This window comes from Tessaracoccus yangjingae, assembly GCF_055326235.1.
The window spans coordinates 109,355-127,531 of the sequence record NZ_JBUZNN010000010.1; the positions used below are offsets into that span (position 1 = coordinate 109,355).

The window sequence follows — 18,177 nt, forward strand, 5'->3', positions numbered from 1 at the left end:
CGCCCCACGATACCGCCTACGCGAGAGCCCGGACCGCCTCCAGGGTGTCGGCCTCGGCCGCCGTCTTGTCGTCGCGGTAGCGCAGGACCCGGGCGAATCTGAGGGCCACTCCACCCGGGTAACGGCGGGAGCGCTGCACCCCGTCGAAGGCGATCTCGACCACCTGCTCGGGACGCACGTGGACGACGTGACCCTCCCTGCGCGTCTCCAGCTCGAGGAAGCGGGCGGTCTGCCAGGCGAGCACGGCGTCCGTCATTCCCTTGAAGGTCTTCCCCAGCATCGTGAACCCGGCCCCGTCGCGTGCGCCGAGGTGGATGTTCGAGAGCAGGCCCTGCCTCCGCCCGCTCCCCCACTCCACCGCGAGGACCACGAGGTCCAAGGTGTGTCTGGGCTTGACCTTCACCCAGCCGGAGCCGCGACGCCCCGCGTCGTAGGGCGCGTCGAGATCCTTCACGACGACGCCCTCGTGGCCGAGCCCGATCATCCGGGCGCTGAATCCGCTCGCCACTACGGGGTCGTCCGTGACGATGCGCGGCGCCCGGGCCGCGTCGGGCACCACGCGCCCGAGAGCCTGGAACCGCTCACTGGCCGGCGCGTCGATGAGGTCGGTGCCGTCCAGGTGGAGCACGTCGAAGAACAGCGCCGTCAGGGGCACCTTGTCGCTGAGGCCGGCGTCGCGGCTCATCGCGCGCGACCCCGTCTCCTGGAACGGCCTCGGCCGGCCGTCGGCACCCAGCACGACGGCCTCGCCGTCGAGGATCACGGCTGTGACGTCGAGCGCAAGAGCGTCCTCGACCACCTCTGGCAGCCGGGCGGTGATGTCGTCCAGGGATCTGGTGAAGACGGTCACCTCACCGCCCGAGCGGTGCACCTGGATGCGGATGCCGTCGATCTTGCAGTCCACGGCCACCTCGCCGCCGAAGCCGGCCAGCGCCGCGTCCACGTCCGGGGCCGACGAAGCCAGCATGGGCCTGACCGGCCTGCCCACCTCGAGCCGGAAGGCCGCCAGCGCCTCGCGGCCGCCGAGCAGGGCCGCGGCCGCGACGGGGCCGGTGGGGGCAGAGAACATCGCGGCCCGCCGCACCACGCCCACCGGGATCTCGGCCGCCTCGGCGATCGCCTCCAGCAGCAGCGCGTCCAAGGCTCCCTGGCGCAGCTCCCCCGAGATCACCCCACGCAGCCACTCCTGTTCGGCCGCCGTGGCGGCGCCGAAGAGCGCCCCCACCTCCCCGGCCCGCTGCTCCTGCGAGCCCGGGCCCGACAGCCCGGCGATGCGATCGAGCGTGTCGTCGACGACGGCCGGGGTCAGCGTGGGTACGGGAGCCGGCCCGGGAAGGTCCGAGAGGGTGCGCCACCCCACCCCGGTGCGGCGCTGCCGGATGCCGCCGGAGAGGAATGTGGCCACCACGTCCACCTCGTCGGGGCCGGCCGCGCGCAGCGCCCCGGCCAGGAGGCGTCTCTTCTCGAGGCGTGACCTCGTCGCCGAGACGGCCGACGACGTGGCGACGAGATCATGCAGGAGCATGGTCCCGATCATGCCCGTGGACGGGCGCCCGCGGAAGGTCAGGCGGAGAGGTCGCGGCGCCGGGCGAGCTTGGCGCGGGGCACCATGGTGGGCGGGGCCACGCCGTCGACGGCGTCCCGGGTGACCAGCACCTGCGCCACGTCGTCCTCGGAGGGTACGTCGAACATCACGTCGAGGAGGAGCTCCTCGAGGATTGCGCGCAGGCCGCGCGCCCCGGTGCCGCGGGCGAGAGCCAGGTCCGCGATGGACCCCACGGCCTCGTCGGTGAACTCGAGCTGCACGCCGTCGAGCTCGAAGAGCTTCTGGAACTGGCGCACCAGCGCGTTCCGGGGCTCCACGAGGATCCGCACGAGCGCCTCGCGGTCCAGCGGGGAGACTGAGGTGATCATGGGCAGCCGACCGATGAACTCCGGGATGAGGCCGAACTTGTGGAGGTCCTCCGGGCGGACGGAGGCGAACGGGTCACCGTCGGGCCTGCGGGCGTCGGCCGAGTTGTTGAACCCGAGCGGCCGCTTCCCGATGCGTTGGTTGATGATCTCCTCGAGGCCGGAGAAGGCGCCGCCGACGATGAACAGCACCTTCGTGGTGTCGATCTGGAGGAAGTCCTGGTGGGGGTGCTTGCGTCCCCCCTGGGGCGGAACGGAGGCGACGGTGCCTTCGAGGATCTTCAGCAGCGCCTGCTGCACGCCCTCACCCGACACGTCCCGCGTGATCGACGGGTTCTCCGACTTGCGGGCCACCTTGTCGATCTCGTCGATGTAGATGATGCCGGTCTCGGCCTTGGCGATGTCGAAATCCGCCGCCTGGATCAGCTTGAGGAGGATGTTCTCCACGTCCTCGCCGACGTAGCCGGCCTCGGTGAGCGCGGTGGCGTCCGCCATGGCGAACGGCACGTTGAGCATCTTCGCCAACGTCTGTGCCAGGTAGGTCTTGCCGCAGCCGGTGGGGCCGATGAGCAGGATGTTGGACTTGCCCACCTCGACGTCGTCGTGCTCCGCGCGGCGGCCGTGCGACTCGTGCTGCGACCGGATGCGCTTGTAATGGTTGTAGACCGCCACCGACAGCGCCTTCTTTGCGCCGTCCTGGCCGATCACGTAGGTGTCGAGGAAGTCACGGATCTCGCGAGGCTTGGGCAGCTCGGTGGCCAGCGTGCCGGCATCCGAGGGCTCGGGGAACTCCTCCTCGATGATCTCGTTGCACAGGCCGATGCACTCGTCGCAGATGTAGACGCCGGGACCTGCGATGAGCTTCTTCACCTGCTTCTGGCTCTTGCCGCAGAAGTTGCACTTGAACAGGTCGCTCGACTCGCCGATGCGTGCCATGTCGTCCACCTCCCTCGCTCTAGAAAGCGTTGCTGCCTGGTCTCTCCCCACCCTACCTGCGACCACCGGCCCCGGGGCGGCGAAACGCCCTCCCGGGGCCGGAGGTCATCGGGTGCCTCAGCCGAGCCCCTTGAGGGACGGCAGGATGTCGTCGACGATGCCGTACTCGACCGCCTCCGGGGCGGTGAGATACTTGTCGCGCTCGATGTCCTTGCTCACCTTGGCGAGCTCCTGGCCCGTGTCGGCGGCGAGCATGTTCTCCATGAGTGCGCGGATGCGCAGGATCTCGCGGGCCTGGATCTCCAGGTCCGAGGACTGCCCGTAGCCGCCCTCGGTGGCCGGCTGATGAATGAGGATGCGCGAGTTGGGCAGAGCCAGACGCTTGCCCTTGGTGCCCGCGGCGAGCAGGACGGCAGCCGCTGAGGCCGCCTGGCCGAGGCACACGGTCTGGATGTCCGGCTTGATGTAGCGCATCGTGTCGTAGATGGCCGTCAGAGCGGTGAAGGATCCCCCGGGAGAGTTGATGTAGATCGAGATCTGACGCTCGGGGTCCATCGACTGCAGGCACAGCAGCTGCGCCATGACGGCGTTGGCCACGTCGTCGTTGATGGGGGTGCCGAGGAAGATGATGCGGTCCTCGAACAGCTTGGTGTACGGGTCCACCCGGCGCATGCCGTAGCTGGTGCGCTCCTCCCACTGCGGGATGTAGTAGCTCATGTCCATTCCGGTGGGTGCGGCGCCCTGGGGCAGGTTGGTCATCACTGGTTCGGAGCCTCCGACTTGATCTGGGATGCGCGCTCGTAGACGTGGTCGATGAACCCGTACTCGAGGGCCTGTTCGGCGGTGAACCAGCGGTCCCGGTCCGAGTCGGCCTCGATCTGGTCCACCGTCTGGCCCGTGTGCTTGGCGATCAGCGAAGCCATGGTGCGCTTGATGTGCAACGACTGCTCGGCCTGGATGCGGATGTCCGACGCCGTGCCGCCGAGGCCGCCCGACGGCTGGTGCATCATGATCCGGCTGTGGGGCAGCGCGAACCGCTTGCCGGGCGTGCCTGCGGAGAGCAGGAACTGGCCCATGGACGCGGCCAGGCCCATGGCGACGGTGGCCACGTCATTGCTGATCCACTGCATGGTGTCGAAGATGGCCATGCCCGAATCAACGGACCCACCCGGGGAGTTGATGTAGAGGTAGATGTCCTTGTGCGGGTCCTCCGCGTTCAACAACAGCATCTGCGCACAGATGGCGTTGGCGTTCTCGTCGCGCACCTCCGACCCGAGGAAGATGATCCGGTTGGCCAGGAGGGACGAATACACGTTGTCGGTCATGCCGAGGCCGGCGCCCGAGGGCCCGGCCATCCGGATGTCGTTTCGAGTCTCAGTCACCCCACTAACCTACCGGCATTCCCGCCGGACCCAAGCGCGCGGGGCAGTGTTCGCCCGAGGCGTCACCCGAGACGGCGAGATCGCCGCGGGCGTAGGCCCACGGCGATCTCGGTGAAGGGGTTGGTGACGGCTACTTGGCGTCGACCTCGGCCTCTTCGGCCTCCTCCTCGGCGATGACCTCTTCGGCCGCCTCGATGGCGTCCACGGCCAGCGAGGTGTCGACGACGTTGCCCTCGGCGTCGGTGACCTTCGCGGCCGCGCAGATGGCCGCCAGCGCCTTGCCGCGGCGGATCTCCTGCATCCACTCCGGCATGTGGTTGTGCTCCATCATGTGGTTGATCTCGTCCTGCGGGCTGGAGCCGTTCTGCTGCGCCTTGCGGAAGATGAGCTCGGTCAGGTCCTGCTGGGACACGTCGATGGTGTTGGTGTCGGCGTAGACGTCGAGCACAACCTGGGCCTTGAGTGCCTGCTCGGAGCGCTTGTCGATCATGGCCCAGAACTCGTCGGCGTCCTTGGCCTCCTCGTCCTCGGCGTTGGCGAGGTAGTCCTCGACCGTCATCCCGCCACCGGCGAGCTGGCGCTGGACCTCGCCCCGGCGGGCCTCGAGCTCCCGGGCCAGGATGGCCTCCGGCAGCTCGAAGTCCGTGGCGGCGAGGACCGCCTCAAGCACCTTGTCGCGGGCGTCGGCCAGCTGGTCGGCCTTCACCTGCTGCTCGGCACCCTTGCGCAGGTCCGCCTTCATCTCCTCGACTGTGTCGAACTCGGAGATCAGCTGGGCGAACTCGTCGTCGACCTCGGGGAGCTGCTGCTCGGAGACCTTGACGACGGTGACCTCGATCTCCGCATCCTGGCCGCGGAACTGCCCGCCCACCAGGGTGGAGGTGAAGGTCTTCGTCTCGCCGGCCTTCAGGCCCGTCACGGCCTCGTCGAGCCCGTCAAGCATGTTGGACTCCTGCCCCACCTTGTAGGTGAGGCCCTCGGCCGTCGCCTCGGGGAGCGGCTCGCCGCCCTGGGAGGCGACCAGGTCGATGGTGAGCACGTCGCCCTCGGCGGCCGCGCGGTCCACCTCGCTGGTGGTGGCGAAGCGCTCGCGCAGCAGGCCGATGCGCTCGTCGACAAGGTCGTCGATGCTGGCCGCGTTGTCCACGGTGGCCTCAACCGTGGTGAAGTCCGGGAGTGTGACCTCGGGGCGGACGTCGACCTCTGCGGTGAACTCGACGAGCTCCTTGTCCTCCAGCTTGGTCACCTCGACCTCCGGCTGAGCCATGGGGACCACCTTGTGCTCCTCGACGGCGGCGTTGTACGCCGGCGGGATGGCCTCATTGATGGCCTCCTGCAGCACGACGCCACGCCCGAAGCGCTGGTCGATGACCGTGGAGGGCACCTTGCCCTTGCGGAAGCCGGGGATGTTGACCTGCTCGGCGATCCCCTTGTAAGCCTGATCGAGGTAGGGCTTGAGGTCGGCGAACGGGATCTCGACGGTGAGCTTGACCCGCGTCGGGCTCAGCTTCTGGGCGGTGCTAGGCACGAATGGACTCCTGAACTTGGATTGATCGGGGTTGAGTCTATCCGTCAATGCCCGGCCGACCAATCGGCCCGGTGGCCGCGCATCCGCCGTGCTCGCCGGCCCTTCTAGAGTGTGTGGACGTGATCACCACCAACGTGTCCGATACCGCGCTGATCTTCGAGGGCGGCGGCATGCGCGCGGCGTTCTCTTCCGGCGTGGCGGCCGCGCTGCTCGAGGCCGACATCCATCTGGACTGGGTGGGCGGCATCTCCGCCGGTTCCAGCTGCACCGTCAACTACGTCTCGCGTGACCCCGGTCGGGCCGAGCGGTCGTTCGTCGATGTGGCGGCCCACCCGCAGTTCGGCGACTGGCGCACGTGGGTGGCGGGCAAGGGCGTGTTCAACGCTGAGTGGATCTACGAGCACACCTCGCTCCCCCACCAGGTGCTTCCGCTGGACCTCGACACCTTCCGCGTCAACCCGGCCCAGGTGCGCATCGGAGCGGTCCGGTGCGCCGACGGCCAGATGGTCTACTGGGGCCGCGAGGATCTGATGGACGTCGCCTCGCTGGCCAAGCGGGTGCGGGCTTCGTCGACGATGCCGCTCCTGATGCCGATCACCACGATCGACGGGGTGGACTACTGCGACGGCGCCCTCGGTCCCACCGGAGGGTTCGCCGTCGACCAGGCGGTGGCCGACGGGTACGACCGGTTCCTGGTGGTCATGACGCGCGAGCGCGGGTACCGCAAGCCTCCGGTCCGCTCCACGGCCGCGATGAGGATGCTCTTCCGGCGCTACCCGGCAGTGGCGAGGGCGCTGATCGAGCGACCCGCCAACTACAACCGCTCCGTCGCGGAGCTGCTCCGGCTGGAGCGCGAGGGCCGCGCGTACCTCGTCTTCCCCGACTCGATGCCGATCCGCAACTCCGAGCGACGCGTTCCCGTGCTGCGCTCGGTGTTCCAGGCGGGGCGCTCCCAGACGGAGCGCGAACTCGGCGCCATCCGCGCCTTCGTCGGCCTCTGAGCGGCCCCGCCAGACGACCGCTCTCCCCCCCCCCGACCCGGCCCTCGTGTGCACGACACGCCGTCGGACGTTGAGCCCACACCTCCCACGAGTCGCGTGCAGGTGGTGCGACGGCGTTTCGTGCGCGCGTCGAGTAGCTCAAACCGGCACATTCGCGCCGTTCTGCGCCGCCAGGCTCCCGCACGAGGGCCGGGGGACCCATAACGGTGCGAACGTGCCGATTTGATCTTGACGGAGCCCCCTCGCCGGGCCACAATGGATCAACCGGCACGCTCACGCCGATTGGAGATGCTGTGGATCTCGCACACACGGTTGAAACACGACGCAAGGCCATGCGTCTCACACAACTTGACGCCGCCGAACTCTCGGGGGTGTCCGAGCGCTTCGTTCGCGCAGTCGAGGCGGGCAAGGGCTCAGTCCAGTTGGACAAGCTGTGCGCCCTACTCGACGCCCTCGGGCTGGAGCTCTCTGTGACGGTGAAGCGGTGACGAGCGCCGAGGTGTACAAGGACGGCCTCCTTGCGGCCACCCTGACCGCCGACGGCACGGACACCACCTTCGAGTACCGGGGCGGTTACGGTGGTGCGCCCGTCGCGCACACACTCCCGTTCGGCACGCGATTCGTCCGCCCCGGCCGCACGCTTCCACCGTTCTTCACCAACCTCCTGCCGGAGGGCCGGCGCCTCGCGGCGCTCCAGCGCGCCGTCAAGACCTCGGGCGACGACGACCTCAGTCTCCTGCTGGCCACAGGCTCGGACACCATCGGCGACGTGCAGGTGGTGCCCGCAGGTCAGACTCCCGGGCCGGCGGCGCCCCTGGTCAGAGCAGATGCTCCACTGGACTTCGCCGCGCTGATGCAGGACTACGGAATCGACCCGGTCGCCATCCCGGGAGCCCAGGACAAACTGTCGGCCGGGATGATCACCCTTCCAGGCCGGTCGCCCTCGGGTGCCCCCGCGATGGTGAAGCTCACGCCCCCTGACTACCCGTTCGCCGTCGAGAACGAGGAGTACTTCCTCCGCCTGGCGCGCTCCCTCCGGGTCGCCGTCGTCGAGGCTGCGATCGTGCGAGACGTCCACGGAGCCCCGGGGCTCGTCGTGCGACGCTTCGACCGGGAGCGCGGGCGCCGAGCCGTGGAGGACGCGTGCCAACTCCTCGGGCGCTATCCCAGCGACAAGTACCTCGTCTCCGCGGAGGAGGTGGCGACGGCGGTGGCGGACGTCTGCGCCGCCCGGCCCGTCGCGCTGCGCAACGTCTTCATCCAGGTGGCCTTCGCGTGGCTGGTCGGCAACGGCGATCTGCACGCGAAGAACATCTCCGTCCTGCAGGAGCCTGGCGGGGAATGGCGGGTCTCCCCCATGTACGACGTGTTGAGCACCCTGCCCTACCGCGATCACACGCTGGCCCTCACCGTCGGCGGGCGCACCGACGGCCTCATCCGGCGGCACCTTGTGGGATTCGGGCGCGACATCGGTCTTCCGACCGGCGTCGTCGAACGCGGCATCGATCTGGTGCTCCGCGCGACGGCGTCGCTGGACGACGACCTTGCCTCCGGCGCCCTGCCCTTCAACGACTCGATCACCCGCGACGTCCGGCGCCAGTTGGCCAGGCGTCGCCGCGATGCCGAGGCCTGACCTCGTCGAATCGCGCGACCTCGCCGACGGCTGGTACACTCATCGACGGTTCTGCGGATGTAGCTCAATGGTAGAGCCCTAGTCTTCCAAACTAACTACGCGGGTTCGATTCCCGTCATCCGCTCGAAGTTGCTGGAGCCCTTGTCAGACGTCCGTTCTGCAAGGGCTCCAGCCTTCACCGGGGCGTAGCGTAGTGGCTAGCGCGCCTGCTTTGGGAGCAGGAGACCGCAGGTTCGAGTCCTGTCGCCCCGACCACAAAACCCCTAGCCAAAGGGGCCTTCGTTCCCGTCATCTCTGGTTCGTGCAATACACGTGCGATAACTGATCGGGCCGGTGTCGGCAAGCAGCTGCGCCCGCATCACGCGGCGCAACTCCACTGCCGATCATCCGGCGTCGCTGGCATCGAGGGCTGGTGGACGCATCGCGTCCACGTGGGAGAGGGCCGACAATATCCGCTTATCCGCATCCACGGATATGGTGGGGTTGTGAAGAGGCATGTCATTGACTTCCCGCCGCCCGTTGATCGACTGGATGTGACGGCCGGACTGTTTCGCGCGATGTCGGACCCGACGAGGCTGCTGCTACTGATGGCTCTACACCAGGGCGAGCGGACGGTGGGTGAGCTGGTCGAGTTGTGCAGTCGGCCCCAGAGCACTGTGAGTCGCCAGTTGGCTCCTCTGCGGCAGGCCGGTCTCGTGATGGCGCGCAGGGAGGGGCCGCGCGTGCATTACCGTCTCACCAACGTCCATGTGGCCGACATGTTGGCGCAGGCGTTGGGTCATGCTGAACACCTTGTGGGCGACATTCCGCACGACCACGGGGACGAGTCTTGAGCTCAAGCATGGTGACGGTCCTTCGCAACCCGCGCTTTGCGCGTTTCTACGCGGCGCAGGCTGTGAGCCAGTTGGGGGATGCGATTCTGTGGGTGGCCCTGGCGCTGTTGGCGGTGCGGCTGGAGGGGGCGGCGCGGGCGCCGGTCGTGGTGGCCACCGCGTTGACATTGCGGGTCGTCGTCTATGTGGCGTTGGGGCCGGTGGCGGGGGTGGTGGCTGACCGCGTCGATCGGCGTCTCCTGTTGGCCGGGTGCCATACGGGGCGCGTGGTGGCGGTGGCGTTGATGTTCTGGGTGACGGCACCGTGGCAGGTCTACGTTCTTGTTGTGCTGGCGAACGTGTTCACCGCCTTCTTCACGCCGGCCAATCAGGCGACGGTGTCGTTGGTGGCGGGCCCGGGTCACGCTCGGGCTGCTTTCGCGCTGTCTGCGGCGACGACCGAGGTGTTCGGCATCGTGGGTCCCGGGTTCGGTGGTCTCGTGGCGCTGGGTCTGGGTGGCCGGTCACTGTTTATTGTGATCGCCGCTTTGTTCGCTGTTGCGGCGGTGCTCGTGCTCTCGCTGGGAGTGCTGCGGGTCAGTGCCCATGACATGTCGGCGACCACGTGGGCTGACGTGCGTGACGGTACCTCTCGCCTGTGGCGTGACGCGCCGGTGAGGTTTGCGCTCCTGGCCGAGTTGGTGGCGGCTCTCTCGGGTGCCCTCGTGCTCACGGTCACGGTGGCGCGGGTGCAGGACGGATTGGGGTTGACGGAGGCGCACTTCGGCTGGGTGATGGCGGCCTATGGGTTGGGGGCGACGGTTGGCTCTCTGGCGGTGGCCCACCTCGTGCGCGTGTCGCTGGTGCGCTGGATCGCGATCGGCGCGGCCCTGAGCACCCTCGCGGTGCTGCCCGGTGACGTGGCTCCCTATGCGGGACTCGTGGCCTTGTGGGCCCTGGCCGGGGTGGGTCAGAACTGGGTGAACCTACCCACCGAGACGCTGATCGCGGAGCGCACCCCCGCTGCGGCCCAGGGGCGGGTGTACGGCGCTCACTTCGCATGGAGCCACCTGTGGTGGGGGTTCACCTACCCGCTGGCTGGAGCGCTGGCGGCACTCTTCGCCGGGTACACGTTCCTAGCCGGGGGCCTCATCGCAGCCGGGCTGTTGGCGGCGATCCTTCTGGTGCACCGAGGGATGCTTCGAGAAGGGCGACACTGAGTCCATGCCTCACGACGAGCGTGGGTTATGCACGGCGGCGAGCCTGGCTAGGTGGGCGTTGTAGGCAACGAGTTCCTCGTCGTCGGTCCGGTCGGCATGGCGATCGGTTCGCTGTGCCAGCAGGCGGTCATGACGCACCCACTGAATGGCCACAACGACGATGAGCGCCAGCAGAGGCAGCTCACCTGATGCCCACGCCAGGCCGCCGGCCAGCGACTGATCGGCGCTCGGATCCAGGCCCAGCGCGAGGGTCCGTGCGGCGAAGTGCTGACTCAACCCGCCGCCGGACGACATGACGATCACCCCGAAGAACGCGTGAAACGGAACAACCGGCAGCATCACGAAGAGCCGTGCGGGAGGGCTGAGTCTTCGGCGCAGCGGCTCGACGGCCAGAATCGGCGTGAAGTACAACAATCCCACCAGCAGGAAGTGGACCAGCATCAACTGGTGGCCGAGATGGGTCCGCATCAGCCAATCAAGAAGGGGGCTGAAGTAGAGGCCGTAAAGGCTGGCCACGAACAGCACCAGGGTGATCAGCGGATGGGTCACGGTCGCCACGAACCGGCTATGGACCAGGCGCAGCAGCGCCGCCCGTGCAGGTCGTGCTGGAGTGCCCAGCGAGCCCAGAGCCCGCAACACCAAGGTCACCGGTTGGCCCAGGATCAGCAGGATCGGGGTGACCATCGACAACATCATGTGTTGGGCCATGTGCCAACTCAGCAGATCTGCCGCCTTATCGGCCCACGAACCCAGCGTGCTCGCCAGCAATGACGCCACGCCGATGTACCAGGAGGCTTGCTTCCCCCACGCCCACCTGTGGCCCGAGCGACGCTGGACGACCGTGGCAGCGAGATAGCCGACGGTAAGAACGAAACCTAGGATCATCCACAGGAACCCGGGATCCAAACCCATCCCGCTGCCACCGTGAGAGCCATGATCAACAGGCATTTCATCCCTTCAGTGCCGACGGGTGAGAATGACAACCCCATTTGGCCCCGTTGTGCTGGTTTGTTTTGGCCCCACTCTCGGGGGGTTTCAGGCGGCGGTGTTGCGTCTTCGGGTGGTTGAGGTGAGCCGGTAGGAGGTGCTGCCGGTTTGGATGATGTGGGCGTTGAAGGTGAGGCGGTCGACGACTGCGGCGGCGAGGCGGGGGTCGGTGAACGTGGCGCCCCATTCGGAGAAGGGGGCGTTGGAGGCGCAGGCGATCGAGGCTCGTTCTTCGCGGGCGGTGATGATTTGGAACAGCAGTTCCGCGCCGCGGGGGTCGAGGTGGACGTAGCCGAGTTCGTCGAGGCAGAGGAGGTCGAGATGTGCGTAGCGGTTCACGACGCGGGAGAGTTGTTTGTCGTCGGCGGCTTCGATGAGTTCGTTGACCAGGGCTGCGCAGGTGATGTAGCGGACTCGGCGTCCTTGTTCGGCTGCCGCAGTGCCCAGGGCTATCAGGAGGTGTGTTTTCCCGGTGCCGGAGTCGCCGAGCAGGACCAGGGGTTCTCCTTTGTCGATCCATGTCCCGGTGGCCAGGTGGGCCAGGGTGGCTGGGGGGAGGTCGGGCAGGTGTCGGGTGTCGAAGTCGGTGAGTCGTTTGGTGCGGGGGAACTTGGCTTCCTTGACCCGGCGGATCTGGCGGCGGGCGTCGCGTTCGTCGCATTCGGCGAGGAGGACCTCGGCGAGGAAGGCTTTGTGGGTGAGGCGCTGTTTGGCTGCTGCGTCGGCCATGGCGGGGGCTTCGGCTCGGATGGTGGGCAGTAGCAGGGTGCGGCAGGCGGTGTCGATGGCTGCGGTGGCGGCGGGGTCGGACATGGCCGACAGGGTCGTGGCGGGGGTGGTCATGCGGTGGCCTCTTTCAGGAGCTGGTCGTAGCCGGCCAGTGAGGGCAGGGGGCGGGTGATGGCGGCCTGGGGTGCGGCGCTGGCCGGTAGCGGTACTGGTGCCGGGATCAGGGTGATCAGCGAGCGGCGTGCTTCGACCGCGACCACTTCTGGGTCGTAGGCGGTGATGGCCCCGGCGGCGTCCATACCGGCGATCACGGCCGTGGCGGGCAGGGTGCGGTGGAGCAGCAGCACTCCGACCAGTGCGCGGGTCCCGGGGCCGTCGCCGAGGCGGGCTCGGGCGGCGTCCCAGAACCGTTGATGGGCGGGTGTGAAACTGCCGTTGGCGCGGGCCGCGGCCAGCGCGGTGGCCCCGGACATCGCGCCGGGTTTACGGGTCAGGACCTCCAGGTAGTGGTCCAGGACGAGGTCCTGGCTGCCCTTGTGGAGGGATCGGGTGTGGGTCGCGACGACCCGGCCGGCCTCCAGGATCCGGATCGTGTCAGCGCCGAGACGGACCTCGAGCCGGCGGCCGGCGTAGCGGGCCGGGACCGAGTAGTAGGACTGGCGGACACAGACCCTGGCCTTGGTATCGACCCGGCACGACAGTGTGGCTGCGACGTCGAAGACCGTCTCGGGCAACGCTCGCAGGAGCGGTAGTTCACGGGCCGCGGCGGCCCCGACGGTCTCGGCCCGGGCCCCGATCCGGCGGGCGTCATCACGGGCATCAGCGGCCGCCATGGCGCCGTTGAGCGCCGCCAACGATCCCGCGTGCGGGACCGGGGTCAGATGACGCCGCCGGAACCGGCCGATCTCACCCTCGACGCCGCCCTTCTCATGGGCGCCCTCGATGCCGGGGATACAGAAGAACGAGTCGTAGCCGTAATGCGAGCGCAACGCCACGAACCGCGGGTTCTCCAACCGTTGACGGCCCAGCGTGACCCGGACCACCGCTGGGGTCAGGTTGTCGTAGCGGATCATCCCCACCGGAACCCCGCCCAGCAACGCGAACGCGCGGACGTGGCCATCGAGGAACGACTCCTGGGACTGGTTCGCATACGCCACGTGGATCGCCTTACCCGAGTGCGACAAGCGCAGACAGAACATGAACAGCTTCATCACCACTCCCGCGATCACGGCCTGGAACTCACCGAAATCGACCTCGGCCTCCTCCGCCGGCGGATGGGTCTGCGGGACCATCACCTGGCCCCGAGTACCGTTGATCTCGACCCTCAGCGCGGCCACCAGGTTGCGGACACTGGACTCGGCCACCACCACCGCTTCCTCCTCCATCAGCCGCTGCCAAACCCGGCGGGCAGTGTGACGCTGCTTGCGTGGAGCCTCCAGATCCTCGATCAACCAACCTCGGATCAGACCCTGATACGGCCCCAGCACCGGCGCCGCCCGCTCCGGAGGCTTCCGGGCCGGGGGCACCGCATCACCCAACGCCGCCCGGACCGTGCGACGGTGAACCCTGTGCTTGTCCGCGAGCGCTCTGATCGACAACCCTTGGTCGCGCGCATCACGTCGGATACTTTCGAACTGTTCCACTCTCGATCTCACTTTCACCCCTTGCATCTCGTGACTCGCCTTGGCAGACGAACACGAAACTACGGGGAGCTGGTAGGTCGAGGGTGGGGCCACATCAAACCAGCACTACGCCCCCAAGTGGGGCCACTTCAGACTGTCACACTCAGACGGGCCATCGCGGAATCTAGCTGTGCCGACCCAACGGGTAGAACTGCACGACGCGAAGTCCTGGATCCACGAGGGACGTCAAAATGATCAGACGACGCCGCGACGCCGCCGATATCAAACTCTATCCGGTCAGTCCCCCATCACGACCGTTCAGACCGCGCGCGAACGCACCCCGCCACCCCGCTCAGAACGACCGAGATTGCCGTCGGTGGTCAGACCGCACCAACCACGAAGTGCCTCGATACTTCCGGGTCAGTCGCCGTCCCGCTGGCCACGGTGATCACCAGTGGTGACGACCCCTCGACGCCGACAGTCCTCTGGGGCAGGGCGGCCAGGCCCTCAAGTCCGACGGGTGCTTATTGACGACGCCCAGTTTTGCACCGCACGAGAGGTCACCGCCCGTCTCGGGGAAGCCAGCTTCTCCGGGTTTGAGTACCGCCAGACAGTGTTCGGTTCCGAGCACGCCCCATACCCCGTTCTCGCAGGCCATAGTGCGGGCGGGTTCGTGGTCATCAATGCGAGGGCCGCCATTGGCGCGGACGCCGACCTTCGGGGAGTCCTGAGTGGCGTGGAGCACTGTCTCGACCTGGAGCGATTTCTCCCCACACTGACATCAGTTGGCGCTGTCGGACCGCGGGCCGATGGTGGCTGCTCCGGACTGCGGGAAATGTCGCGGAGGTTCTCAGCCGGTGTGGATGGTGGGTCGTCCGGAGTCGCGCCACTGGGGGTATCCGCCCTCGAGGCGGAGGGCTTGGTGGCCCGCCTCGCGGAATCGGGTGACGGCGGTGGCGGCCATGACGCAGTAGGGGCCGCGGCAGTACGCGACGATGGTGGCGTCATCGGGTAGTTCGGACAGCCGGTTGGCCAGCTCGGCCAGCGGGATGTTAAGCGCGCCGTCGACGTGGCCGGAGGCGAACTCCGTCTCGGGTCGCACATCGACCAGGATGACGTCGCCGGAGCGGCTGAGCGTGTCGAGTTCGTCGAACGCGACGGGATGGGTGCCGTCGGCGTCGGCGAAGAACGCCTCGGTCAGCGCGGTGACCTCGGCGACCCGGCTCTCGGCGAGCCCGACCAGGGTGCGGTAAGCGGTTTCGACGCCGGGGTCGGACAACCGGTAAACCCGCGAGGTGCCCTCCACCCGACGGTTCACCAGCCCGGCGGCCGACAGGATCTGCAGGTGGCGTGAGGTGTTCGCCAAGCTCGCGGAGATCTGCTCGGCCAACGACTCGACGTTGCGTTCGCCCTGGGCCAGCACGTCGATGATCTCGACCCGCTTGGCATTCCCGAACGCCGCCCCCATCCGGGCGAAGTGCCCGAACACCTCGTCCTTGAACTGACGTCCGTCCACCCTTGGCACCTCCTCAACGATTCATGTGAATAGTAGTGCACGTTTGGCGGTGTGGTGCTACGCTCCTCCTTGATCAAGTAGATCGTTGAATAAGGAGTGCGTGTGAGACAGAACAACCTCGACCTAGACGTCCTGGCCGGCGTGATGGAACGCGGCCAAGACGATGCCTCGGTGTTCCGGCTGCACAAGCGGGTGGAGGGCCGGTGGAGCTTCACCGCAGGCGAGCCGGCGTTCACCGCGTCAGTGCAGCACGGAAACGCGTCGACCGACCTTCACATCGACATCGCGCCGGGCTTCGGCGGGCAGGGACTGGCCCCCGACCCACTGCAGTACCTGCTGGCCGGCCTCGGCGCCTGCTACGCCTCCACCCTGGTGACGATCGCCGCCATCGAAGGGACCGCTCTGGAGGCGGTCAGCGTGGTCGCCCAGCAGGACGTCAACGTCGCGGCGGTCTACGACCTGGGCGATGCGCCGCTGATGGAGAAGATCAGCGTCACCGTTCAGGTCGCCGCCGATGTCGACGATGCCACCCTGACCCGGTGGCAGGACGCGGCCCGCGCGAAGTGCCCCTTCGTCTACACCATCGTTAACCCGGTCAGGCTGACCACCACCGTCGAACGCGCCTGACCCACTGTCCTCGAGAGGAACATCTCCATGAAGGCCCTGATGATCATCAACGGTTCCGCCTACGGGCTGGACTCCACCTACAACGCCATCCGCCTCGCGGCGTCCATGGCCAAACGCGACGGCGTCGACATGACCGTTTTCCTCATGGGCGACGGCGTCACTGCCGCCATGGCCGGCCAGAAGACCGCTGATGGCTACTACAAGCTCGACCGCATGCTCGGCTCCGTGACCCGCGGCGGCGGGGAGATCCTGTGCTGCGGCACCTGCATGGACGCCCGCGGCATCACCGCCGAGATGCTCATCCCCGGCGCCCGCCGCTCCACCATGGAAGAACTCACCGACCACACCCTCGCCGCCGACAAGGTCCTCGTCTTCTGACCAGCCCGTGCTGGACGCCGCGCCACGCCACGCCGCCTCCGGCGTCCACCACCAAACCGCCTATTCTGACCCCACGCTCCCACCAACCTCTTTAGGGGACAACCGCATGAACCCGCATCCCGGGCTGGCAGCACGGCCCGTCTACCTCGACTACAACGGCACCACCCCCGTTGACCCAGCGGTGGTGGACGTGATGCTGCCCTACCTGCAGGTCGAGTTCGGCAACCCGTCCAGCGGCCACGCCTATGGGCGCGCCGCCCGAGCATCCGTCGACACCGCCCGCTCGCAGGTCAGCGACCTCATCGGTGGACACGACGGCCGCATCCTGTTTACCGGCAGCGGTTCCGAAGCCGACGCGCTCGCCATCACTGGAAGCTCCCTGGCTAACCGGCACCCTGGTCGACGGCCCCACGTGATCACCCAGGCCACAGAACACCCCGCCGTGCTCGCCGCCTGCGCCGACCTGGCCGACCTCCACGACGTCGACGTCACCGTACTCCCGGTCGACCATCACGGGCTCGTCGACCCCGAGGCGGTCGCTGATGCGATCACCGAGGCCACCGTGCTGGTCTCCGTGATGCACGCCAACAACGAGACAGGCACCATCCAGCCGATCGCCGACATCGCCCGGGTGGCCCACGCCCGCGGCGTCCTCGTCCACAGCGACGCGGCCCAGTCGATCGGCAAGGTGCGCGTCGACGTCGAGGAACTCGGGGTCGACCTGCTCACCGTTGTGGGGCACAAGATGTATGCCCCAAAGGGAGTGGCCGCACTGTGGGTCCGCGACGGCGTCGCGCTGCGTCCGCTCATCGGCGGCGGCGGACAGGAGGACGGGCTCCGCGCCGGCACAGAGAACGTCGCCTACATCGCCGGACTCGGGCACGCCGCCCACCTGGCAGGCCGGGCCCTCGACGATGGGGAGGCCGAGCGCCTCACCGGTCTCCGCGACCATCTCCAGCGCGCGCTCGAGCAGCTTCTCCCAGGCCGCATCCACCTCAACGGTCACCCCAGCAGGCGGCTGCCGAACACCCTCAACCTCAGCATCGACGACGTCCGCGCACTTAGCCTGCTGGGCAACGTCACCGAGGTCGCCGCCTCCGCCGGCTCCGCCTGCCACGCCGGACACGACTCGCCCTCACCCGTCCTCACCGCCATGGGTCTCGACCCGGCCCGAGCCATGAGCGCCCTCCGGCTCTCTCTCGGACGATGGACCACCACCCACGACATCGACCGAGCCGCCACTCAGATCTCGGCCGCCTGCCGTCACCCATCCTGACCACCCCAAGCACGAGGGCCACGCGGCGGTCGACCTTGAGCTCGGCGAGCCGTCGTTCCGTTACCGGCGAGCCCTCCCAAGCCTTGGCTTTCGGCGTGCTGGTGGTGTCGGCTCATTCGGCGGCGTAGTGGACCCGCACGATGTCGAGCAGTTCGCGGCTGACGCGTTCGCTGCCGTCCTCAATCGCGACGATCGCCGCGCCGCAGACCATTGCGAAAGGCTGCGGATCATTCCGCCGCTGCGCCAGCGCAGGTGTTCGTCTTGTGCAACGAGGGCATCGGGTTTGTGCCGGTGCAGCCGCAGAGTGGATTCCAGCAGCGCAACCAGCGCGCGCGACTGGTCGCGCTGTTCGCCGGTGCCGTAGGCGAACTGCCGTGCGGGGCGACGGTGAACGGGCCGACGACCTGTCGACCAAGGGCGCCGGCGAACAGCCCGGCTTCGACGTCGCCGCAGCGACGCGCAGCTTCCACCGGAACGACGAACAGTTGACCGCAGCTTCACCCGCACAGCGAAGTGTTCACCCGAACGCGACAGCAGTGCCGTCGTCCGCTCCCGGCATACCCCCTCTCTAGATGTCCGATACACCCCTTGCACTGTCGGTTCGCTGTGGCGGGGGCGA

At 68.1% G+C, this 18,177-nt stretch carries 17 protein-coding genes and 2 tRNA genes; 10 read left to right on the forward strand and 9 right to left on the reverse strand.

Annotated elements, in window-relative coordinates:
- Positions 1 to 16 precede the first annotated feature (16 nt).
- The 5 genes from ACZK5D_RS13695 to tig form a co-directional block, all read right to left on the reverse strand.
- Positions 17 to 1,525: an ATP-dependent DNA ligase gene (locus ACZK5D_RS13695; protein ID WP_463665669.1), complete on the reverse strand. Its 1,509-nt coding sequence runs from the start codon at positions 1,523 to 1,525 to the stop codon at positions 17 to 19.
- Between the two features lie 38 nt (positions 1,526 to 1,563).
- A complete protein-coding gene (gene clpX / locus ACZK5D_RS13700) occupies positions 1,564 to 2,847 on the reverse strand; it encodes an ATP-dependent Clp protease ATP-binding subunit ClpX (protein WP_458993516.1) in 1,284 nt (427 codons plus the stop codon).
- Positions 2,848 to 2,964: 117 nt separating this feature from the next.
- Positions 2,965 to 3,564 (reverse strand): ATP-dependent Clp protease proteolytic subunit, encoded by a 600-nt coding sequence (locus ACZK5D_RS13705; protein WP_463665702.1) that lies wholly within the window; start codon positions 3,562 to 3,564, stop codon positions 2,965 to 2,967.
- A 41-nt stretch (positions 3,565 to 3,605) separates the two neighbouring features.
- Complete coding sequence (locus ACZK5D_RS13710; RefSeq protein ID WP_463665703.1) at positions 3,606 to 4,202, reverse strand: ATP-dependent Clp protease proteolytic subunit; 597 nt, start codon at positions 4,200 to 4,202, stop codon at positions 3,606 to 3,608.
- Between the two features lie 157 nt (positions 4,203 to 4,359).
- On the reverse strand, positions 4,360 to 5,757 hold the full coding sequence (gene tig / locus ACZK5D_RS13715; RefSeq protein ID WP_463665670.1) for a trigger factor: 1,398 nt from the start codon (positions 5,755 to 5,757) through the stop codon (positions 4,360 to 4,362).
- 119 nt (positions 5,758 to 5,876) lie between these two features.
- Between tig and ACZK5D_RS13720 the strand changes: the two genes are divergently transcribed.
- The 7 genes from ACZK5D_RS13720 to ACZK5D_RS13750 all read left to right on the forward strand — a co-directional run bounded on the left by ACZK5D_RS13720 (position 5,877) and on the right by ACZK5D_RS13750 (position 10,423).
- On the forward strand, positions 5,877 to 6,758 hold the full coding sequence (locus ACZK5D_RS13720) for a patatin-like phospholipase family protein (RefSeq protein WP_463665671.1): 882 nt from the start codon (positions 5,877 to 5,879) through the stop codon (positions 6,756 to 6,758).
- A 293-nt stretch (positions 6,759 to 7,051) separates the two neighbouring features.
- The gene (relB, locus tag ACZK5D_RS13725; protein WP_463665672.1) at positions 7,052 to 7,246 is read left to right on the forward strand and encodes a type II toxin-antitoxin system RelB family anti-toxin; all 195 of its coding nucleotides are present in this window, start codon (positions 7,052 to 7,054) and stop codon (positions 7,244 to 7,246) included.
- Positions 7,243 to 8,391, forward strand: coding sequence for a type II toxin-antitoxin system HipA family toxin (locus ACZK5D_RS13730; RefSeq protein ID WP_463665673.1), 1,149 nt, complete (start codon positions 7,243 to 7,245; stop codon positions 8,389 to 8,391). Before relB ends, ACZK5D_RS13730 begins: the two co-directional genes overlap by 4 nt.
- Positions 8,392 to 8,444: 53 nt before the next feature.
- Positions 8,445 to 8,515: transfer RNA gene (locus tag ACZK5D_RS13735), tRNA-Gly, on the forward strand.
- A gap of 55 nt (positions 8,516 to 8,570) precedes the next feature.
- Positions 8,571 to 8,646, forward strand: a tRNA-Pro gene (locus tag ACZK5D_RS13740).
- A 230-nt stretch (positions 8,647 to 8,876) separates the two neighbouring features.
- Entirely contained in the window at positions 8,877 to 9,224 is a 348-nt protein-coding gene (locus ACZK5D_RS13745) for an ArsR/SmtB family transcription factor (RefSeq protein WP_458993511.1), read from the forward strand.
- Positions 9,225 to 9,232: 8 nt separating this feature from the next.
- A complete protein-coding gene (locus tag ACZK5D_RS13750; RefSeq protein WP_458993510.1) occupies positions 9,233 to 10,423 on the forward strand; it encodes an MFS transporter in 1,191 nt (396 codons plus the stop codon).
- 9 nt (positions 10,424 to 10,432) lie between these two features.
- On the opposite strand, the gene ACZK5D_RS13755 is transcribed toward ACZK5D_RS13750, so the two are convergent.
- From ACZK5D_RS13755 to ACZK5D_RS13770, 4 genes are all read right to left on the reverse strand, one after another.
- Positions 10,433 to 11,371: a cytochrome c oxidase assembly protein gene (locus tag ACZK5D_RS13755; protein ID WP_458993509.1), complete on the reverse strand. Its 939-nt coding sequence runs from the start codon at positions 11,369 to 11,371 to the stop codon at positions 10,433 to 10,435.
- An 87-nt stretch (positions 11,372 to 11,458) separates the two neighbouring features.
- On the reverse strand, positions 11,459 to 12,253 hold the full coding sequence (istB, locus tag ACZK5D_RS13760) for an IS21-like element helper ATPase IstB (protein ID WP_463665674.1): 795 nt from the start codon (positions 12,251 to 12,253) through the stop codon (positions 11,459 to 11,461).
- Positions 12,250 to 13,794 (reverse strand): IS21 family transposase, encoded by a 1,545-nt coding sequence (istA, locus tag ACZK5D_RS13765; protein ID WP_463665675.1) that lies wholly within the window; start codon positions 13,792 to 13,794, stop codon positions 12,250 to 12,252. Before istA ends, istB begins: the two co-directional genes overlap by 4 nt.
- A gap of 817 nt (positions 13,795 to 14,611) precedes the next feature.
- Entirely contained in the window at positions 14,612 to 15,277 is a 666-nt protein-coding gene (locus ACZK5D_RS13770) for a metalloregulator ArsR/SmtB family transcription factor (protein ID WP_458993508.1), read from the reverse strand.
- A gap of 102 nt (positions 15,278 to 15,379) precedes the next feature.
- On the opposite strand from ACZK5D_RS13770, the gene ACZK5D_RS13775 reads away from it, so the two are divergent.
- From ACZK5D_RS13775 to ACZK5D_RS13785, 3 genes are all read left to right on the forward strand, one after another.
- Positions 15,380 to 15,904, forward strand: a complete 525-nt coding sequence (locus tag ACZK5D_RS13775; RefSeq protein WP_458993507.1) for an OsmC family protein — start codon at positions 15,380 to 15,382, stop codon at positions 15,902 to 15,904.
- A gap of 27 nt (positions 15,905 to 15,931) precedes the next feature.
- A complete protein-coding gene (locus ACZK5D_RS13780) occupies positions 15,932 to 16,282 on the forward strand; it encodes a DsrE/DsrF/TusD sulfur relay family protein (protein WP_458993506.1) in 351 nt (116 codons plus the stop codon).
- A gap of 106 nt (positions 16,283 to 16,388) precedes the next feature.
- On the forward strand, positions 16,389 to 17,558 hold the full coding sequence (locus tag ACZK5D_RS13785; RefSeq protein ID WP_463665676.1) for a cysteine desulfurase family protein: 1,170 nt from the start codon (positions 16,389 to 16,391) through the stop codon (positions 17,556 to 17,558).
- Positions 17,559 to 18,177 lie beyond the last annotated feature (619 nt).

Coding starts and splice junctions, on each gene's coding strand:
- ACZK5D_RS13695 (WP_463665669.1), bottom strand. CDS start 1,525: ATGCTCCTGCATGATCTCGTCGCCACGTCGTCGGCCGTCTCGGCGACG.
- clpX (WP_458993516.1), bottom strand. CDS start 2,847: ATGGCACGCATCGGCGAGTCGAGCGACCTGTTCAAGTGCAACTTCTGC.
- ACZK5D_RS13705 (WP_463665702.1), bottom strand. CDS start 3,564: ATGAGCTACTACATCCCGCAGTGGGAGGAGCGCACCAGCTACGGCATG.
- ACZK5D_RS13710 (WP_463665703.1), bottom strand. CDS start 4,202: ATGGCCGGGCCCTCGGGCGCCGGCCTCGGCATGACCGACAACGTGTAT.
- ACZK5D_RS13750 (WP_458993510.1), top strand. CDS start 9,233: ATGGTGACGGTCCTTCGCAACCCGCGCTTTGCGCGTTTCTACGCGGCG.
- ACZK5D_RS13755 (WP_458993509.1), bottom strand. CDS start 11,371: ATGCCTGTTGATCATGGCTCTCACGGTGGCAGCGGGATGGGTTTGGAT.
- istB (WP_463665674.1), bottom strand. CDS start 12,253: ATGACCACCCCCGCCACGACCCTGTCGGCCATGTCCGACCCCGCCGCC.
- ACZK5D_RS13780 (WP_458993506.1), top strand. CDS start 15,932: ATGAAGGCCCTGATGATCATCAACGGTTCCGCCTACGGGCTGGACTCC.
- ACZK5D_RS13785 (WP_463665676.1), top strand. CDS start 16,389: ATGAACCCGCATCCCGGGCTGGCAGCACGGCCCGTCTACCTCGACTAC.